The organism is Caulobacter zeae, from assembly GCF_002858925.1.
Lineage (GTDB): Bacteria > Pseudomonadota > Alphaproteobacteria > Caulobacterales > Caulobacteraceae > Caulobacter > Caulobacter zeae.
Map to the genome: position 1 here is coordinate 132744 of NZ_PJRS01000041.1, position 17325 is coordinate 150068.

The following is a 17325-nucleotide window of genomic DNA, read 5'->3' on the forward strand; positions in this document are numbered from 1 at the left end:
ATGAGTTCTTGGCTTTACGTAGCCATCGGCGCCGGGCTTCTGGCGGTGCTGTATGGTGCGGTTCAGACCGCCAGGCTTTTGAAGGCCTCGCCGGGCGATGCGAAGATGCAGGAAATCGCCGCGGCCATTCAGGAAGGCGCCCAGGCCTATCTGAACCGTCAGTACACGACCATCGCCATCGTCGGCGTCGTGGTCGTCGCCGTTCTGGCTTTCTTCTTCAAGGGCTGGGAACAGCCGGTGGGCTTCGCGCTGGGCGCGATCCTGTCGGGGCTGGCGGGCTTCGCCGGCATGCTGATCTCGGTGCGCGCCAATGTCCGCACCGCCCAGGCCTCGTCCGAGGGGCTGGGTAAGGGCCTGTCGATGGCCTTCACCTCGGGCGCGGTCACCGGCATGCTGGTGGCGGGCTTCGCGCTGATCGGGGTGGCGGGCTATTTCGCCCTGCTGCTGTCGGTCGGGCATGAGGGCACCGACCGGGTCGTCATCGACTCGCTGGTGGCGCTGGGCTTCGGCGCCAGCTTGATCTCGATCTTCGCCCGCCTCGGCGGCGGCATCTTCACCAAGGGGGCCGACGTGGGCGGCGACCTCGTCGGCAAGGTCGAGGCCGGCATCCCCGAGGACGACCCCCGCAACGCCGCGACCATCGCCGACAACGTGGGCGACAATGTCGGCGACTGCGCCGGCATGGCCGCCGACCTGTTCGAGACCTACGCAGTGACCACGGTAGCCACCATGGTGCTGGCGGCGATCTTCTTCACCGGCACCGACGTCGTCGGCTCGATGATGCTGCTGCCGCTGGCCATCTGCGCGGTCTGCATCGTCACTTCGATCGTCGGCGCCTTCTTCGTCCGCCTGGGCAAGAAGAACAACATCATGGGGGCCCTCTATCAGGGCCTAATCGTCACCGGGCTCCTGTCGATCCCGGCCGTGTGGTGGGTGATCCATCAGCTGGTGCCGACCTCGATCGAGCTGGACGGCCGCCTGTTCACCGCGAACAACCTGTTCTACTGCGGCCTCGTGGGCCTGGCGGTGACGGCGCTGATCGTGGTGATCACCGAGTACTACACCGGCACGGGCTTCCGGCCGGTGAAGTCGGTGGCCCAGGCCTCGGTCTCCGGTCACGGCACAAACGTCATCCAGGGCCTGGCCATGTCGCTGGAGTCCACGGCCCTGCCGGCCCTGACCATCATCGTCGGCATCGTCGTGACCTACAACCTGGCGGGGCTGTTCGGCATCGCCATCGCCACCACCACCATGCTGTCCCTGGCCGGCTTCATCGTCGCCCTGGACGCCTTCGGCCCCGTCACCGACAACGCCGGCGGCATCGCCGAGATGGCCGGCCTTCCCCCGGAAGTCCGCGTCACCACCGACGCCCTGGACGCGGTCGGCAATACCACCAAGGCCGTCACCAAGGGCTACGCCATCGGTTCGGCGGGCCTGGGGGCGCTGGTGCTGTTCGCGGCCTATACCGAGGACCTGAAGTTCTTCTCCGAGAACGCCGCGCCCGGCAGCTTCTTCGACGGCATGGGGGCGGTCAGCTTCGACCTGTCCAACCCTTACGTCGTGGTCGGCCTGCTGTTCGGCGGCCTGCTGCCCTTCCTGTTCGGGGGTCTGTCGATGACCGCCGTAGGCCGCGCGGCCGAGTCGGTGGTGGCCGAGGTCCGTCGCCAGTTCCGCGAAAACCCGGGCATCATGACCTACGAGACCAAGCCCGAATACGGCAAGGCCGTGGACATCCTGACCAAGGCCGCCATCCGCGAGATGATCGTGCCCTCCCTGCTGCCGGTGGTCTCGCCGGTGGTGCTGTTCTTCGTCATCAACGCCATCGCCGGCAAGGTCGACGCCTTCGCCAGCCTTGGCGCCATGCTGATGGGGGTGATCGTCACCGGCCTGTTCGTCGCCATCTCGATGACTAGCGGCGGCGGCGCCTGGGACAACGCCAAGAAGGTGATCGAGGAAGGCTTCACCGACAAGGACGGCGTCCTGCACACGAAGGGCGGTGACACCCACAAGGCGGCCGTCACCGGCGACACCGTCGGCGACCCCTACAAGGACACCTCGGGTCCCGCCGTGAACCCGATGATCAAGATCACCAACATCGTGGCCCTGCTGCTTCTGGCGGTGCTGGCCCACGGGTGAGGCTGCGATACCACTGAATCGAGAACGCCCCGGAGTTCGCGCTCCGGGGCGTTTTCTTTTGTCGGCCCTGCGGCCGGGATGACGTGCGTAGGGCCAAGGGGAGGGTGTCAGGCCTCCCTCAGTAACAGTCTTCCGGATCGAACGCCTGGACCTCCGACTCGCCGCCCAGCGCTGTCGGCTCCGGCTGGGCGCCGCGTCGCTCGTCGCCGGCGAAGTCGTGATCGATGCGCCGACGGCGGCAGGGGCCGAAATAGGCCTCGGTGCGGACGAAGTCGCGCGGGTTGTTGATGACCTCGTTGATGCGGTGCATCACCCCGCGCGCCGTCAGCGGCTTGGCCAGGAACTCGGTCACCCCGGCCATCCGGGCCTCGTCCAGGCTGCGGCGGGTGGCGTGACCGGTCATCATGATGATCGGCGTGTACGGGTTGGGACTGGCCTGCGAGTTGCGGACCCAGTGCACGAACGACAACCCGTCCACCGGCTGCATCATCAGGTCGGTGAACACGATGTCGACCTCACGTTCGGAAAACAGCTTCAGCCCCTCGACGCCGTCGCCGGCCTCGAGAATGCGCCGCACCCCGGCGGACTTCAGGATCGCGGCCAGGATGCCGCGCATGTTGGCGTTGTCGTCGACGATAAGCATCGTCAACGCCCGCAGATCGAGCGCGCTCACGACCTTCTCCCCCAGAGCAACCGACGCCAGGGTTGGGGCCCCAGCGTCGATCAGACGGGAAGGTTGTGACGGGCGTGCTTGAGGAAACGTTGATGCGGCGACAAAAAGTCGCACGAAATCACGCGCTTATAGTCAAGCTTCGGTAAGGTTGAAGTGTCGGTTAACCGACACAGATCGTCAGCCTAGCGACGGTCGCCAGGACGGGTGCCGGGAACGCCTTCGTCGTCCTGGGGCAGCATGCCGCCGCGACCGACGGTGCCGAGCAGCTGCTCGAGCACGGTCATCTCGCGACCGCGGGTCGGGGTCTCGCGGCCGTTGTAGGCGATGACCTTGCCGTCCTTCAGGGTGAAGGTGTCGACCGAGGCGACCTTCTCGTCGGCGGTGTTGAACTTGATGGCCACGACGTCGCGCTTGATCACGCGCGGCTTGTAGAAGGCCACGCGGTCGGTGGTCTGCGAGATGTAGTACCAGGCGTCGTTGTCGAAGGTGGAGACCGCCGACGGCGAGCCCAGCTTTTCGCGGACGGTGGACTTGCTGTCCTCGCCCACCTTCATGTCGGCCGGCTTGGCCTCGATGGCCTGGAAGCCGGAATAGCTCGTCAGCGGCGTGCAGCCTCCGACGACGGCGGCGAGGCCGATGGCGGCGGCGGCGAAAACGGCGGGGCGAGACATAGAGGCTCCGGAACCGGAAGAAGGCTGGACTTTGACCTATCGCCCGCGCGGGCTTAGTTCAATGGCCCGCGTGGATGCTCAGGCCATCTAGTGGCGGCTCGCGGCGAAATAGAGGCGTGGAATGTTTCTGGATTGGCTACTCAAGCCCAGGCCCGCGACGCTGGTGGGGGAAAAACTCTATGCATCGGCGACGGCCCAGGCTCGATCTTCACGATTCTATGCGGAGTTGGGCGTTCGCGACTCGATGGAGGGCCGGTTCGAGCTCTTCACCCTGCATGTGGTGCTGGTGATCGAGCGCCTGAAAGGGCAGGGCGAAGCCGCCGCCGAGACCTCGCAGGCGGTGTTTGATTCCTATGTTCGGGGCCTCGACGACGCCTTCCGCCAGATCGGCGTGTCCGACACCGCCGTCGGCAAGAAGATGAAGAAGCTGGCCGGCGCCTTCTACGGCCGGCTGAAAACCTATGACGAGGCCTTCGCGACGCTGCCGAACGCCGCCGAACTGGACGCCGCCCTGGCCCGCACCGTTTTCGAGGAGCGGGGCGAGGGTGACGTGGCGTCCGTTAGCGCCTATGTGCGGTCGGCGCGCGAAGCTCTGGCGGAGCAGTCGCTGGACGCCTTGTTGAACGGAGAAGTGCAATGGCCGAACGTCTGACCGATCCCTGGCCCTGCACCGTCACCCTGGCCCGCGTCGACCGCGGCGGGGTGGACCTGAAGCTCACGCCCGACGAAACCGTGCGCAAGGCCATCGCCAAGCAACTGGGCCTGGTGTCGCTGGATCAGCTTGAAGCCCAGGTCTATCTGCGTTCGTGGATGGATGGGGCCGAGGTGTCGGGCGTGCTGCGCGCTCGCGTGGTGCAGACCTGCGGCGTCAGCGGCGAGGATTTCGAGACCCCCATCGACGCCCGCTTCAGCCTGCACGTGCTGCCGGCCAACAGCGAGCACGCGCCCCAGGACGAGGGCGGCGAGCTGGGCCTCGACCCGGACGGCGACGATCCGCCCGACGTGCTGGAAGGCGAGGCGATCGACGTCTCCGGCTATGTCATCGAGCACTTGGCGCTGGAGCTGGACCCGTTCCCGCGCAAGCCGGGCGCGGTGTTCGTGCAACCGCCCGAACCCGTTGAGCTTTCTCCCTTCGCGGCCCTGAAGGGGCTTAAAACGAAGGGCGACGAGGGCTGAGTTGGCCCTTACGCCTTCCGGCGTGATATCACGCCGGGGAATCATCGGCCGCGTCGCGACCGTCTAAGGAGTCGATAGCGCCTCGTGCCCAAGCCTGTAGTCATCTCGATCGACGCCATGGGCGGAGATCACGGTCCGCCCGTGGTCGTTCCGGCGCTGGAGATCGCGGCCAAGACCCTGCCTGACGTGCGCTTCCTGGTGCACGGCGACGAGGTCGCGCTGAACGCCGAACTGGCGCGCGCGCCGGCCGCGCGGGCGGTCTGCACCGTCGTCCACACCGACAAGTCCATCGCCATGGACGAAAAGCCGGCCCAGGCCATGCGCCGGGGCAAGGGCTCCAGCCTCTGGAACGCCGTCGAGGCGATCCGCTCCGGCGAAGCCGCCGCCTGTGTTTCGGCCGGCAACACCGGCGCCCTGATGGCGATCTCCAAGCTGATCCTGCGCATGAGCGCCGATCTGGAGCGCCCCGCCATCGTCGCCTCCTGGCCGACCATGAAGGGGGTCTCGGCGGTGCTGGACGTCGGCGCCAATGTCGAGAGCGACGCCGAGCAGTTGGTCGAGTTCGCCATCATGGGCGCGGCCTTCCACCACGCCGTGCACGGCTCGGAACGCCCGACCGTGGGCCTGCTCAATGTCGGCTCCGAAGAGCAGAAGGGCCACGAGGAGGTGCGCGAGGCGCATCGCATCCTCCAGGACAGTCCGCATTTCGACTTCGACTATCGGGGCTTCGTCGAGGGCACCGACATCGCCTACGGCACGGTGGACGTGGTCGTCACCGACGGCTTCACCGGCAATGTCGCCCTGAAGACCGCCGAGGGCCTGGCCCGGTTCTTCGGCAATGAGATCAAGCAAACCCTGACCGCCGGCCCGCTGGCCATGCTGGGCGCGCTGATCGCTTCGGGCTCGCTGAAGAAGATGAAGCAGCGCCTGGATCCCGGCCGGGTCAACGGCGGGCCGCTGCTGGGCCTCAACGGTATTGTGGTGAAGAGCCACGGCGGCGCCGATTCCAACGGCTTCGCCTCGGCCGTGCGCGTGGCCGTGGACCTCGCGCGCAGCGACTTCACCGCCGAGATCGATCGTAATCTGAAGCGTCTGACCGCGGAAAAAGACCAAGCGGCCAAGGACGACGGCGCAGACAGCGCCGAAACCCAGGGAGCCGCCGAGTGAGCGTAGTTCGCAGCGTGGTGACCGGCGTCGGGGCCTACCTGCCGCCGCAGATCGTCACCAACGAAGACCTGTCGAAGATCGTCGACACGTCCGACGAGTGGATCATCGAGCGCACGGGCATCCGCCAGCGCCACAAGGCCGCCGACGACCAGGCCGTGTCCGACCTGGCCGTGGAAGCGGCCAAGCAGGCGCTGGAGCGGGCCGGCAAGACCGCCGCCGACGTCGACCTGATCATCGTCGCAACCACGACGCCCGACCTGACCTTCCCGGCCACCGCCACCATCGTCCAGCGCAAGCTGGGCGCAGGCGTCGGCATCGCCTTCGACGTCCAGGCCGTGTGCTCGGGCTTCGTCTACGCCCTGTCGGTGGCCGACGGCTTCATCGCCCGCGGCAACGCCAAGTGCGCGCTGGTGATCGGCGCCGAGGCCATGACCCGCCTGATGGACTGGACCGACCGCGGCACCTGCGTGCTGTTCGGCGACGGCGCCGGCGCGGTGGTGCTGGAGCCGCAGGAAGGCGAGGGGACCACCGCCGATCGCGGCATGCTGGGCTTCGCCCTGCGCGCCGACGGGACCAAGCAGGACCTGCTCTATGTCGACGGCGGACCGTCGACCACGGGCACGGTCGGCAAGCTGCGGATGCTGGGCAACCAGGTCTTCAAGCACGCGGTGATCAACATCTCCGAGGCCATCCACGCCGCCGCCGAGAAGGCCGGCGTGAGCGTGCCCGAGGTCGACTGGTTCATTCCACACCAGGCCAACCAGCGAATCCTGCAAGGCGTGGCCAATCGCTGCGGCATTGACGAGGAAAAGGTGATCTCGACGGTGGCGCTGCACGCCAACACCTCGGCCGCCTCGATTCCCCTGGCTTTCGCCCACGGGGTCGCGGACGGTCGGATCAAGCCGGGCGACCTGCTGCTGCTCGAGGCGATGGGCGGCGGCCTCACGTGGGGCGCCTGCGTCCTGCGCCTTTGATGCTCACGGACGAAGCTTGACCTTGGGTTGGCGCATGGCCTGCTTCAGCATATGAAGTATCCGGCTTGACCCTTTGACTTCATGCGGTATTCGCGGCATGCAGTCTCAAGTTGACGAGGTCTTGTCGCGCGAGATCGGGGCTTTCGTGCGCCCCTTTCGCAAGGCGGGCCGATTGGCGCGGACCGTGCTGAGTTCGCGCATTTGAAGCGTATAGGGGGCGTTATGAAGGGTTCGACTCTGACCCGGGCTGACCTCTGCGAGGCCGTCCACGAGGAAGTAGGCCTGACTCGTCAGGACTGCGCCGGTCTCGTCGAGCGCACCCTCGATCTCGTGGCCGAGGCGCTCGAGAAGGGTGAGACGGTCAAGCTTTCCGGATTCGGTGTCTTCCAGGTCCGCGAGAAGCGGGCCCGGATGGGACGCAATCCCAAGACGGGCGAGCCGGCCGAGATCGAGCCGCGTCGCGTCATCGGCTTTAGGGCCTCCCAGGTGATGAAGGCGCGCATCGACAGCGCTCTGGACGACTAAGGAGTCCGTGCGGTGGCGAAGGGGCCGAACGCCTTCCGCACGATTTCAGAGGCCGCCGAGGAACTCGGCGTCCCCCAGCACGTCCTGCGTTTCTGGGAGACCAAGTTCTCTTTCATTCGCCCGATGAAACGGGCCGGCGGGCGGCGCTTCTACCGCCCGCAGGACATCGCCGTGCTGAACGGCGTGCGCGCGCTGCTGCATGCCGAGGGCTACACCATCAAGGGCGTCCAGAAGCTGCACCGCGAGCAGGGCGTGGCCCACGTCATCGCCGCGGGCCTGGGCCAGAACGGCGCGGCCTTCCTCGAATCTCCCATTGTCGACGACTTCGGCGATTCGACCGGTTCGGCGGCGCCCAGCCCCGAGCAGCGCCGTCGCCTTGTCGAGGCGCTGGACGACCTCACCAGCATAAAGGCCCGGCTGGACGGGCTTTTGACCCGTTCTTGAGGACTGTGGAAAACGCTCAGATTTCCGATTGCCGAGGCGAGGAGCGGCGCCTATAAGGGCGCTCCTTCCGCGTCGGAGCGTGGCGCAGCCTGGTAGCGCACTTGACTGGGGGTCAAGGGGTCGCAGGTTCGAATCCTGTCGCTCCGACCATTCTCTCCCTGGAGAGAACATCGCGGAAGAAACGCAAAGGCCGCCCTTCGGGGCGGCCTTTTTCGTTTCCGGATTATCGCTAGCCGACGTCCAGCGGTTTGTCCGCCTTGCCCATCCACGTGATCAGCGGGATGACCGGCAGCACCCAGCCCATGCCCAGCGCCACGAAGTAGATCAGGTGTACGGCGCGGTTCATGGGCAGGTGGTCGTAGAGGCTGGTGAAGGCCCAGATCCAGCCCAGCAGGATGGCGACCACGCCGAGCGAACCGATCAGCTTGCGCAGGCGCGCCGGAATGAGGGGAGCGCTCACGCGGATCTCCGGAAGAGGCCGAGCACGGCCAGGAACAGGGTGGCGCCGACGGCCGAGACCACCAGGCTGCCGAGAAAGCCGGGGATGGCCAGATGCAGGCGCTGGGCGATGAAGGCGCCGATGAACGAGCCGATCACGCCGATCAGCAGCTTGATAAACAGGCTGTGGCGACGGGCCAGGGCCAGATCCGCGATCCAGCCGGCCAGGATGCCGATCACCACGGCGCTGAACACGCCTACGCCGCTCATTGCACTTCCCCCTGGAACGCGCTGCGCCCCCGCAGCGGGGTTACCATGCCACGGCCGGCCGTGCGCGTCATGGTTCCCTTAAGGCGACCGCAGGCATGGACAGCGGAGCTGTGGCGGGGGTAGGGGTCTAGCCGCCCCATTTAGGCCCAGAACAGGCGTTTTTTCGGCTTCATGACTTCCTTCCTGCGTTCCGACCGTTCCGCCCCCGTGGCTATCTGGCTGTTCGTCTTGGCGGTGCTGGTCTTCGCCATGGTCGTGGTCGGCGGCGCCACGCGCCTGACCGACTCGGGTCTGTCGATCACCCAGTGGAAGCCGATCATGGGCGCGCTGCCGCCGATGTCGGAGGACGCCTGGCGGGCCAATTTCGAGCTCTACAAGCAGATTCCCCAGTACCACCTGGTGAACCCAGACATGACGCTGGAGGCCTACAAGGGCATCTTCTGGTGGGAATGGGCGCACCGGCTGCTGGGCCGCGTGGTGGGCGTCGCCTTCGCCGTTCCGTTCGCCTTCTTCCTCGTTCGCCGCATGCTGCCGCGCCGCCTGATCTGGCGCTGCGGGGCCATGCTGGCCCTGGGCGGCCTGCAGGGGCTCGTCGGCTGGTGGATGGTCTCCTCGGGCCTGTCCGAGCGCGTTTCGGTCGCGCCCGAGCGGCTGATGGTCCACTTAGGGTTGGCTCTGGCTCTCTTCGTGCTGCTGATCTGGACCGCGCTGGACGCCTGGAATGGCGCGCCGCGCGTCGAGGAGCGCAGCGACTGGCGCGGCTGGGCGCTGGGCTTCCTGGGCGCGGTGTTCTTCCAGAGCCTGCTGGGCGCGCTGGTGGCCGGCAACGACGCCGGCCTCGTCTACAACGACTGGCCGTTGATGAACGGTGCGCTGCTGCCTGACCAGTACGCGGGCCATGGGTTCTGGGGCACCCTGGCCCATAGCCAGGGCGCGGTTCAACTGCACCACCGCCTGATGGCCTACGCCGTCTTCGCCGCCGCGATCGTCATCGCCGTCGGCGCGGCCCGTGCGCGTCGCCTGCCGCATGAGGCCAGGATCACCGCCTATGTCCTTCTGGGCGTGGTGACGTTGCAGGCGGGCCTGGGCGTCTGGACCCTGATGGCCGCCGTGCCGCTGAGCCTGGGCGTCCTGCACCAGGCCGGCGCGGCCGTGCTGCTGGGGGCGGCCACCGCCTTCGCCTGGCGAGTCCGCCGCCCGTAAGGGCGGTTTCCGCCGCGAGGCTCGAAGAACTGTCACGAAACTCCAGCAGAGCACGCGCGATGTCCCTGCTGGAGACTGCCCCCGTGATCCGCGCTTCCTCGTTCCTGGCCGGCGTCTGCGCCCTGGCCCTGCTGCCCGCCCTCGCCCACGCCGCCGACGCCTCGCCGGCCCAGGCGGCGGACCCCTATTACAAGGCCGGCCAGGCGGCGCTGGCCAAGGCCATGGCGGTGACCGCCAATACGGGGCGGGCCAAGAACGTCATCCTGTTCCTCGGCGACGGCATGGGCATCTCCACCGCCGTGGCCGGCCGCATCTGGCAGGGCCAGCAGAAGGGCGTGGATGGCGAGTCCAACGCCCTGTCGTTCGAGAAGCTGCCCTTCACCGCGCTCTCCAAGACCTACAGCCACGACACCCAGGTCACCGACAGCGCCGCCGGCATCACCGCCATCACCACCGGCGTGAAGACCCGCAACAAGGTCATCGGCCTGACCGGCGAGGCCAAGCCCGAGAGCTGCGCCAGCGCGGCGGCGACCCGCGTCGCCACCATCGCCGAGATCGCCAAGGCCCACGGCCTGTCGGCCGGCGCGGTCACCAACACCCGCATCACCCACGCCACGCCCGCCGGGACCTTCGCCCACACCGCCTATCGCGACTGGGAAGCCGACGCCGACATGCCCGCCGAGGCCCTCTCCGGCGGTTGCAAGGACATCGCCCGCCAGCTGGTCGAAGCCCCGGCCAACTTGCGCCTCGACGTCGCCCTGGGCGGCGGCCGTTCCCGCTTCCTGCCCGAGGCCAAGGGCGGCAAGCGCGCCGACGGCCGCGACCTGACCGTCGAATGGACCAAGGCCAAGGGGGCGGCCTACGTTGCGACCGCCGATCAGCTGAAGGCGATCGACCCGGCCAGGACCGGCCCGCTGCTGGGCCTCTTCGCCGGCGAGCACCTGCCCTACGAGGTCGAGCGCGCCCAGAGCGGGCAGGGTGTGCCGAGCCTGGCGCAGATGGCGACCAAGGCTGTCGACGTGCTGTCGAAGAACCCCAAGGGCTACTTCCTGCTGGTCGAGGGCGGCAAGATCGACATGGGCAGCCACCTCAACAACGCCAAGCGCACCCTGACCGAGACGGCGGCCTTCTCCGACGCCGTCCAGGCCGTGCTCGACAAGGTCGACCTGAAGGACACCCTGGTCATCGTCACCGCCGACCACAGCCATGGCCTGGTGATCTCGGGCTATGCCGCGCGCAACGCCCCGATCCTGGGCCTGGCCGGCAACGAGGGCGAACCGGTCGTGGCCGGCGACGGCAAGGCCTATACCGTGCTCAGCTTCGCCACCGGGCCCGGCGGCGTCGAAGGGAACAACCTGCGCGCCGACCCGGCCAAGGAAGACCTCGACGAAGACGACTACCATCAGCAGGCCGTCGCCCACCTGCCCAGCGCCGCCCATGCCGGCGAGGACGTCGGGGTCTATGCCGACGGCCCGGGCGCCTACCTCGTCCGCGGCGTGGTCGAGGAGAGCTACATCTTCCAGGTCATGCGCCACGCCTTCGGCTTCGACGCCGGCAACTAGGCGAGGGGCCCTGGTCGCGGAAAAGGCGGACGCCCCAGGGCGTCCGCCTTTTTCTATGTCTGGAACTGCTGAGAACAAGTGGTATGGTATTTGAATACCGCATTGCGCAAACCCTTACGCTACAAGGCTTTCTGAACTTTCCTGCATGCGCATTGTTGACAGGCGGCGAACCCTTGGGTATCAGCCGCCCCTCACGCGGACGGATCCAATCCCTTGGCTCCCGATGCACAAGAATTACGGATCAATCCCATGCAAAAGACCACGGCTTCCCTGAAGCCCGCCGAGGTCGAGAAGAAGTGGATCGTGGTCGACGCCAAGGACGCCGTTGTCGGCCGTCTGGCGACGTTCATCGCCATGCGTCTTCGCGGCAAGCACCGTCCTGACTACACCCCGCACGTCGACTGCGGCGACTTCGTCGTCGTGATCAACGCCGACAAGGTGAAGTTCACCGGCAAGAAGCTGGACGACAAGGTTTACTACCGTCACACCGGTCACCCGGGCGGCATCAAGGAAACCACCCCGCGCAAGGTGCTGGGCGGTCAATTCCCGGAACGCGTCCTGAACAAGGCCGTCGAGCGCATGCTGCCGAAGGAGAGCCCGCTGGCTCGCAAGCAGCTGACGCACCTGCTGGTCTACGCCGGCGCTGAGCACCCGCACCAAGCGCAAAGCCCGGAAGTCATCGACTTCGCCGCGCGCAACGTCAAGAACACCCGGAGCCTCTAAGCCATGTCCGAAGCTCAAGGTTTTGACGCGCTGGCCGGCCTGTCCAGCAACCCGCAAGCGGCCGCTCCGGCCGAGCCGAAGATCGACGCCCAAGGCCGCTCGTACGCGACCGGCAAGCGCAAGAACGCCATCGCGCGCGTCTGGATCAAGCCGGGCACCGGCAAGATCACGGTCAACGGCCGCGACCAGGAAGTCTACTTCGCTCGCCCCGTGCTGCGCATGATGATCGCCCAGCCGCTGCAAGTGACCGAGCGTCTCGGCCAGTTCGACGTCGACGTCACCGTCGAAGGTTCGGGCCTGTCGGGTCAAGCCGGCGCCATCCGTCACGGCCTGTCCAAGGCCCTGACCTACTACGAACCGGCCCTGCGCCCGGTCCTGAAGCCGCACGGCTTCCTGACCCGCGACAGCCGCGTCGTCGAGCGTAAGAAGTACGGCAAGGCCAAGGCCCGCCGCAGCTTCCAGTTCTCGAAGCGCTAAGCGCGTCGTCGCACGCGTTTTGGAAGAGGGCGCTTCGGTTATCCGAAGCGCCCTTTTTCTTGTGACTTCCGCTCGGGCCGGACAGCGCCCGAACGCATGCGCCGGTCACATGGCGCTGCAAGACTGGGCTCGACGCGAAGCGGCCCAGGCCGAGGAGTTGGCATCATGGCGAACACCCCCAAGGTCTTTATCGACGGCGAAGTCGGCACCACCGGCCTGCAGATCCGCGAGCGCCTGATCGGCCGCACCGACCTGCAACTGATCTCGATTGATCCCGACAAGCGCAAGGACCCGGTCGCCCGCGCCGAGATGCTGAACGCCGCCGACGCGGTGATCCTGTGCCTGCCCGACGACGCGGCCAAGGAGGCCGTCGGCCTGATCGAGAACCCGCTGGTCAAGGTGATCGACGCCTCGACAGCCTATCGCACCAACGCCGACTGGACCTACGGCTTCCCCGAGCTCGACAAGGAGCAGCGCAAGAAGATCGCGGCTTCGAAGCGAATCTCGAACCCGGGCTGCTACGCCACGGGCGCCATCGCCCTGACCCGTCCGCTGGTCTCGGCCGGCCTGCTGTCGTCCGACCTACCGGTCTCGTTCAACGCCGTCTCGGGCTATACCGGCGGCGGCAAGGCGATGATCGCCGAGTTCGAGGACGAGACCTCGCCGAACTACACCAAGGCCGCCTACCGCATCTACGGCCTGTCGCTGACCCACAAGCACGTGCCGGAGATCCAGAAGCACGGCGGCCTGCTGACGCGCCCGATCTTCACCCCGGCCGTCGGCCGCTATGCGCAAGGGATGCTGGTCGAACTGCCGCTGCACCTTGGCCTGCTGGAAGGCTCGTGCTCGCTGGGCGACCTCCACGCCGCGCTCGCCGCCCACTACAAGGGCGAGAGCTTCGTCGAGGTGGCTTCGCTGGATGAAGCCAAATCGATGGCCACCCTTGATCCCGAGGGGCTGAACGGCACCAACCGCCTGAAGCTCTTCGTGTTCGGCTCCGACACCAGCGGCCAGGCCCGCCTGGTGGCCCTGCTCGACAACCTGGGCAAGGGCGCCTCGGGCGCCGCCGTACAGAACCTCAACTTGGCGCTTGGCCTGGACGAGAAGGCCGGGCTTTAAAGAGTTTCCCTCTCCCTATGGGAGGGGGCTGAAGGGCGCATCATTACGCCCGCCACCGGTAATGCCCGACCGGCTTGTGCAGCTTGAAGATCCACAGCGCCTCCTCGCGGGCGCCGGCGCCGATGTTGTGCACCACGCGCACCTTGTCGGGGCCCTGCACCACCACGCCGATATGCGGGCGACCGTTGCCGAACAGCCGCCAGGTCAGCACGTCGCCGGGCAGGGGATCGGAAAAGCCGTCGCCCGCGCGGGCGTCCTGGCTGGCGCGCAGCTTCGCGCCCTGGCGGTCGAGATAGGTCTCCAGGTTCAGCACTCGCCGGTGGTCGATGTTCGCGTCGGCGCTCTTCTGGCCCCAGGCGCGCTTGGCCGGATAGGCCGAGAAGGCGCGGGTCATGTCGGCGTGCACGCGCTCCTGCAGGTCGATGTTCCAGGCGTCGCGGGCGGCCCGCACCAGCACGTCGGAGCAGACGCCGGTCGAGCGCAGGACGTCGCCCCGCGGATAGCCGATCGCGCGATAGCTGGGGTCGTAGTCCAGGGTCACGCCTATCTGGGTTCGCGCCGCCTGGGCCAGTTTCAGGCCGTCGCCGCGCGCGGCCGCGCCCAACCAGGGGGCGACGGCCAGCAGGCTCAGCGCTGTGCGGCGAGAGAGATCGAGCATGGCGACAAGCTCCGCCGTGATCGGGGCGAGTTTTGGGCGAACGTCGGTCTTGCTGGCGTCAAATTTCATCCAGAAGGCGAGGTCCTGGGCCCTGGGCGGCCAGTGAGTCGTCCGGATTGCGCAGCGGGCAGGCGCTCAGCGACAGGCAGCCGCAGCCGATGCAGCCGTCCAGCTGGTCGCGCAGCTGGGTCAGGCGGCGGATGCGGGCGTCGAGATCATCGCGCCATGCCGCCGACAGGTCGCGCCAGTTTTCCTGGCTGGGCGCGCGGTCGTCGGGCAGGGCGGCGAGGGCTTGCTTGATCTCGTTCAGCGGCATGCCGGTGCGCTGGGCCACCTTGATCACCGCCACCCGCCGCAGCATGCCGCGCGGATAGCGCCGCTGGTTGCCCTCGGTGCGCAGGCTGCGGATCAGGCCCTTGGCCTCGTAGAAGTGCAGGGCCGACACCGCCACGCCCGCGCGCTTGGCCAGTTCGCCGACGCTGAGCGTCTGGAAGGCGGAGGGGCAGTCGGACATGGCGCTTGACCTCAAGTTTGCTTGAGGTTTTACAGGAAGGGCTCCGCAACCGACAACGCCTTCCTGGAGCGCCTCCCCATGACCTTCGCCGCCGCCACGACCGCCGTCGCAGCCGCCGCTGTCGCCAGCCCCGTCGAGCCTAGGGCGGCCCGCCCCGAGCCTGTGGTCAACATCAGCGTCATCCGTCCGAAGGTCGGCCAGTTCGAAGCCTTCCTCGAGCTGCAACTGGCCCAACACCTGCGCCTGCGGGGCAAGGTGAAGGGCTTGCGCGGCGCGCGGCTGTTTCGCTCAGAACAGGGGCTGGTGCTGATCTCGGTGTTCGACACCCAGGCGGACGCCGACCTCTTCCGCGAGGATCCGCGCTTCACCGAACATATGGCCCGGGTGCGTCCGCTGATCGAGAAGTCCGAGGCGGGCGTGTTCGCCGAGGCCTATGCGGTGGGTATGGTCTAAAAAACCTCCCCCTCTTGGTGGAGGCGGCCGCAGGCCGGTGGGGGGAAGTTTTCAGCTTTCGAGGCGCGGGCCGGTTTACGGCCACGCCCCACACCGGTCGCTGCGCGATCTCCTCCCCCCAGAGGGGGAGGTTCGTTTCAGGCCGCTTCCGCGTTCGAGCGCACACGCACGAAGCTGCCCGGGGCGTCCTCGAAGGCCTTCAGCGGGCCCTTGGACGGGTCGCGGGCCGGGACCAGCTTGCCCGACTTGGCCTTCAGCCATTGCGCCCAATGCGGCCACCACGAACCGGGATGCTCGACCGCGCCCGCGATCCAGCCGTCGACCGAACCGGGCAGGTGCTCGTTGGTCCAGTGCTGGTACTTCCTGGCGTCAGGGTGGTTGATCACGCCGGCGATGTGGCCCGAACCGGCCATGGTGAAGGTCACCGGGCCGCCAAAGGCGCGCGCGCCGCGATAGACGCTGCGGTAGGGCGCGATGTGGTCGTCCTTCGACGACTGCACGTAAATCGGCGTCTTGACCTTCGACAGGTCCAGGACCTCGCCGCCCAGGGTCAGGCGACCATGGGTCAGGTTGTTGTCCTTGTAGAAGTTGCGCAGATAGAACAGGTGCAGCGATTTGGGCATCCGCGTCTGGTCGGCGTTCCAGAACAGCAGGTCGAAGGGCCGCGGCTCCTTGCCCATCAGGTAGTTGTTGATGAAGAACGACCAGATCAGGTCGTTGCCGCGCAGCGCGTTGAAGGTGTCGGCCATCGACTGGCTGGGCAGGAAGCCGCCCTGCTGGTCCATCCGCGCCTCGATCTCCTTCAGCCAGGCCTCGTCGGTGAACAGCAGCAGGTCGCCGGCCTCGGCGAAGTCCTGCTGGGCGGCGAAGAAGGTGGCCGAGTTGATGCGCTTGTCGCCCTTGGCGGCCATGTGGGCCAGGGCGCACGACAGCAGCGTGCCGCCGATGCAGTAGCCGACGGTGTTGACCCGATCGACGCCGCACTGGGTCATCACCTGCTGGCTGGCGTCATAGACGCCCTCGAGCATGTAGTCCTCGAAGGTCTTGGCGGCCAGGCGGGTGTCGGGGTTGACCCACGAGGCGACGAACACCGTGAAGCCCTGGCCGGTCAGCCAGCGGATCATCGAGTTTTCGGGCCTAAGGTCCAGGATGTAGAACTTGTTGATCCAGGGCGGGAAGATCAGCAGCGGGATCTCGTGCTGCTGCTCGGTGGTCGGGTCGAACTGGATCAGCTGCAGGATGTCGTTCTGGTAGACCACCTTGCCGGGGGCGGTCGCGACGTTCTCGCCGACCTTGAACTTGGCCAGGTCCGTCTGGCTGATGGCCAGCTGGCCGCCGCCGCGTTCCAGGTCGGCGGCGAAGTTCTCCATGCCGCGCTTCAGGCTCTCGCCGTTGGTGTGCATCACCTCGCGCAGGGCCGCGGGGTTGGAGATCAGGAAGTTCGACGGCGAGAAGGCGTCGGTCAGCATCCTGGTGAAGAACTCGACGCGGCGCTTGGATTGCGGGTCGACGTTCTCGGCCTGGGCGACCAGGCCGTTCAGCCAGTTCGACGTCAGCAGGTAGGACTGCTTCATCATGTCGAACACGGGGTTGGACGACCAGTCGGGGTCGGCGAAACGCTTGTCGCCATGGGCGGGGGCGACGACGGGCTTGGCTTCCTCGCCGACGGCGCGGCGGGCGGCCGACTGCCATAGCTCCATGTAGCCGCTGAAGAGGTCGGCCTGGGCGCGCAGCAGCCGGTCGGGCTGGGAGGCCAGGCTGCCGATCACCTCGTTGAGGGCGGGGGCCACATGGAACGGATCGGGCGACAGGGCCGCGGGCCGGTCGGCCTGGCGCAGCGCGGCCTCGGCGATCGCGCCCTGGGCGGTGACCGCCGCGCGGGCGAGGTTGGCCGATAGGGCCTCCATCATCCGTCGCTGCTCCTCGGTCAGCAGCGCGGTGAAATCGGGCCCGCCGGCGGCCTGGGGCGATTCGGGCTTGGGATCGGGCTGCGGTGGCGTAGGGGGAGGCTTTGGCGTCGCGGCGGCCGTCTTGCGAGGCGCTGAAGGCTTGCGGGGCTTGCCCGCCGCCTTGACGCCCTTGCCCGCGTCCTTGCCGTCGCCCTTGGCCATGCGCGTTCCTTCCGCCTGAATGTCGCTTATC

Annotated in this window: 20 protein-coding genes and 1 tRNA gene; 14 read left to right on the forward strand and 7 right to left on the reverse strand. The window is 67.5% G+C overall.

Translation table 11 applies throughout. The features are described 5' to 3' along the window. Positions 1-2136 (forward strand): sodium-translocating pyrophosphatase, encoded by a 2136-nt coding sequence (locus tag SGCZBJ_RS20100; RefSeq protein ID WP_101719713.1) that lies wholly within the window; start codon positions 1-3, stop codon positions 2134-2136. 118 nt (positions 2137-2254) lie between these two features. On the opposite strand, the gene SGCZBJ_RS20105 is transcribed toward SGCZBJ_RS20100, so the two are convergent. Both SGCZBJ_RS20105 and SGCZBJ_RS20110 read right to left on the reverse strand, forming a co-directional pair. Further along, complete coding sequence (locus tag SGCZBJ_RS20105; protein WP_101719714.1) at positions 2255-2809, reverse strand: response regulator; 555 nt, start codon at positions 2807-2809, stop codon at positions 2255-2257. A gap of 182 nt (positions 2810-2991) precedes the next feature. Beyond that, entirely contained in the window at positions 2992-3480 is a 489-nt protein-coding gene (locus SGCZBJ_RS20110) for an outer membrane protein assembly factor BamE (protein ID WP_101719715.1), read from the reverse strand. Between the two features lie 244 nt (positions 3481-3724). On the opposite strand from SGCZBJ_RS20110, the gene SGCZBJ_RS20115 reads away from it, so the two are divergent. From SGCZBJ_RS20115 to SGCZBJ_RS20145, 7 genes are all read left to right on the forward strand, one after another. Then, positions 3725-4132, forward strand: a complete 408-nt coding sequence (locus SGCZBJ_RS20115) for a ubiquinol-cytochrome C chaperone family protein (RefSeq protein ID WP_338065465.1) — start codon at positions 3725-3727, stop codon at positions 4130-4132. Continuing rightward, positions 4117-4656, forward strand: coding sequence for a YceD family protein (locus SGCZBJ_RS20120; protein ID WP_101719717.1), 540 nt, complete (start codon positions 4117-4119; stop codon positions 4654-4656). Before SGCZBJ_RS20115 ends, SGCZBJ_RS20120 begins: the two co-directional genes overlap by 16 nt. An 84-nt stretch (positions 4657-4740) precedes the next feature. Continuing rightward, positions 4741-5823 (forward strand): phosphate acyltransferase PlsX, encoded by a 1083-nt coding sequence (gene plsX, locus SGCZBJ_RS20125; protein ID WP_101719718.1) that lies wholly within the window; start codon positions 4741-4743, stop codon positions 5821-5823. Continuing rightward, a complete protein-coding gene (locus tag SGCZBJ_RS20130) occupies positions 5820-6797 on the forward strand; it encodes a beta-ketoacyl-ACP synthase III (protein WP_101719719.1) in 978 nt (325 codons plus the stop codon). Before plsX ends, SGCZBJ_RS20130 begins: the two co-directional genes overlap by 4 nt. Before the next feature lie 222 nt (positions 6798-7019). Further along, positions 7020-7322: an integration host factor subunit alpha gene (locus tag SGCZBJ_RS20135; RefSeq protein ID WP_058346906.1), complete on the forward strand. Its 303-nt coding sequence runs from the start codon at positions 7020-7022 to the stop codon at positions 7320-7322. A gap of 12 nt (positions 7323-7334) precedes the next feature. After that, positions 7335-7766, forward strand: coding sequence for a MerR family transcriptional regulator (locus SGCZBJ_RS20140; RefSeq protein WP_101719720.1), 432 nt, complete (start codon positions 7335-7337; stop codon positions 7764-7766). 73 nt (positions 7767-7839) lie between these two features. Continuing rightward, positions 7840-7916 (forward strand) — tRNA-Pro (locus SGCZBJ_RS20145). A 79-nt stretch (positions 7917-7995) separates the two neighbouring features. Here the strand turns inward: SGCZBJ_RS20145 and SGCZBJ_RS20150 are convergent. Together SGCZBJ_RS20150 and SGCZBJ_RS20155 are read right to left on the reverse strand one after the other, a co-directional pair. Further along, entirely contained in the window at positions 7996-8232 is a 237-nt protein-coding gene (locus tag SGCZBJ_RS20150; protein ID WP_240621594.1) for a DUF2842 domain-containing protein, read from the reverse strand. Then, the gene (locus tag SGCZBJ_RS20155; protein WP_101719722.1) at positions 8223-8474 is read right to left on the reverse strand and encodes a GlsB/YeaQ/YmgE family stress response membrane protein; all 252 of its coding nucleotides are present in this window, start codon (positions 8472-8474) and stop codon (positions 8223-8225) included. The genes SGCZBJ_RS20150 and SGCZBJ_RS20155 overlap by 10 nt, the downstream gene beginning before the upstream one ends. 171 nt (positions 8475-8645) lie before the next feature. Here SGCZBJ_RS20155 and SGCZBJ_RS20160 point away from each other — a divergent pair, with 171 nt between their 5' ends. From SGCZBJ_RS20160 to argC, 5 genes are all read left to right on the forward strand, one after another. Next, positions 8646-9677, forward strand: a complete 1032-nt coding sequence (locus SGCZBJ_RS20160; protein WP_101719723.1) for a COX15/CtaA family protein — start codon at positions 8646-8648, stop codon at positions 9675-9677. Between the two features lie 83 nt (positions 9678-9760). Next, complete coding sequence (locus tag SGCZBJ_RS20165; RefSeq protein WP_240621589.1) at positions 9761-11239, forward strand: alkaline phosphatase; 1479 nt, start codon at positions 9761-9763, stop codon at positions 11237-11239. 249 nt (positions 11240-11488) lie between these two features. Further along, complete coding sequence (gene rplM / locus SGCZBJ_RS20170; RefSeq protein ID WP_058346911.1) at positions 11489-11962, forward strand: 50S ribosomal protein L13; 474 nt, start codon at positions 11489-11491, stop codon at positions 11960-11962. 3 nt (positions 11963-11965) lie between these two features. Next, positions 11966-12439 (forward strand): 30S ribosomal protein S9, encoded by a 474-nt coding sequence (gene rpsI / locus SGCZBJ_RS20175; protein WP_101714260.1) that lies wholly within the window; start codon positions 11966-11968, stop codon positions 12437-12439. A gap of 165 nt (positions 12440-12604) precedes the next feature. Further along, complete coding sequence (argC, locus tag SGCZBJ_RS20180) at positions 12605-13558, forward strand: N-acetyl-gamma-glutamyl-phosphate reductase (protein ID WP_101719725.1); 954 nt, start codon at positions 12605-12607, stop codon at positions 13556-13558. A 43-nt stretch (positions 13559-13601) separates the two neighbouring features. Here the strand turns inward: argC and SGCZBJ_RS20185 are convergent, their stop codons facing one another. Together SGCZBJ_RS20185 and soxR are read right to left on the reverse strand one after the other, a co-directional pair. Continuing rightward, positions 13602-14216, reverse strand: coding sequence for a DUF1287 domain-containing protein (locus SGCZBJ_RS20185; RefSeq protein ID WP_101719726.1), 615 nt, complete (start codon positions 14214-14216; stop codon positions 13602-13604). 58 nt (positions 14217-14274) lie between these two features. Next, a complete protein-coding gene (soxR, locus tag SGCZBJ_RS20190) occupies positions 14275-14730 on the reverse strand; it encodes a redox-sensitive transcriptional activator SoxR (protein ID WP_101719727.1) in 456 nt (151 codons plus the stop codon). 78 nt (positions 14731-14808) lie between these two features. On the opposite strand from soxR, the gene SGCZBJ_RS20195 reads away from it, so the two are divergent. Next, the gene (locus SGCZBJ_RS20195) at positions 14809-15183 is read left to right on the forward strand and encodes an antibiotic biosynthesis monooxygenase (RefSeq protein WP_101719728.1); all 375 of its coding nucleotides are present in this window, start codon (positions 14809-14811) and stop codon (positions 15181-15183) included. 137 nt (positions 15184-15320) lie between these two features. On the opposite strand, the gene SGCZBJ_RS20200 is transcribed toward SGCZBJ_RS20195, so the two are convergent. Continuing rightward, complete coding sequence (locus SGCZBJ_RS20200; protein WP_165799393.1) at positions 15321-17294, reverse strand: class I poly(R)-hydroxyalkanoic acid synthase; 1974 nt, start codon at positions 17292-17294, stop codon at positions 15321-15323. Positions 17295-17325: the final 31 nt, after the last annotated feature.

Bases quoted from the DNA above. Each gene is read 5' to 3' on its own strand.
- SGCZBJ_RS20100 (WP_101719713.1), top strand. From the start codon at position 1: ATGAGTTCTTGGCTTTACGTAGCCATCGGCGCCGGGCTTCTGGCGGTG.
- SGCZBJ_RS20110 (WP_101719715.1), bottom strand. From the start codon at position 3,480: ATGTCTCGCCCCGCCGTTTTCGCCGCCGCCGCCATCGGCCTCGCCGCC.
- SGCZBJ_RS20115 (WP_338065465.1), top strand. From the start codon at position 3,725: ATGGAGGGCCGGTTCGAGCTCTTCACCCTGCATGTGGTGCTGGTGATC.
- SGCZBJ_RS20120 (WP_101719717.1), top strand. From the start codon at position 4,117: ATGGCCGAACGTCTGACCGATCCCTGGCCCTGCACCGTCACCCTGGCC.
- SGCZBJ_RS20135 (WP_058346906.1), top strand. From the start codon at position 7,020: ATGAAGGGTTCGACTCTGACCCGGGCTGACCTCTGCGAGGCCGTCCAC.
- SGCZBJ_RS20155 (WP_101719722.1), bottom strand. From the start codon at position 8,474: ATGAGCGGCGTAGGCGTGTTCAGCGCCGTGGTGATCGGCATCCTGGCC.
- SGCZBJ_RS20160 (WP_101719723.1), top strand. From the start codon at position 8,646: ATGACTTCCTTCCTGCGTTCCGACCGTTCCGCCCCCGTGGCTATCTGG.
- rplM (WP_058346911.1), top strand. From the start codon at position 11,489: ATGCAAAAGACCACGGCTTCCCTGAAGCCCGCCGAGGTCGAGAAGAAG.
- rpsI (WP_101714260.1), top strand. From the start codon at position 11,966: ATGTCCGAAGCTCAAGGTTTTGACGCGCTGGCCGGCCTGTCCAGCAAC.
- argC (WP_101719725.1), top strand. From the start codon at position 12,605: ATGGCGAACACCCCCAAGGTCTTTATCGACGGCGAAGTCGGCACCACC.
- SGCZBJ_RS20185 (WP_101719726.1), bottom strand. From the start codon at position 14,216: ATGCTCGATCTCTCTCGCCGCACAGCGCTGAGCCTGCTGGCCGTCGCC.
- soxR (WP_101719727.1), bottom strand. From the start codon at position 14,730: ATGTCCGACTGCCCCTCCGCCTTCCAGACGCTCAGCGTCGGCGAACTG.
- SGCZBJ_RS20195 (WP_101719728.1), top strand. From the start codon at position 14,809: ATGACCTTCGCCGCCGCCACGACCGCCGTCGCAGCCGCCGCTGTCGCC.
- SGCZBJ_RS20200 (WP_165799393.1), bottom strand. From the start codon at position 17,294: ATGGCCAAGGGCGACGGCAAGGACGCGGGCAAGGGCGTCAAGGCGGCG.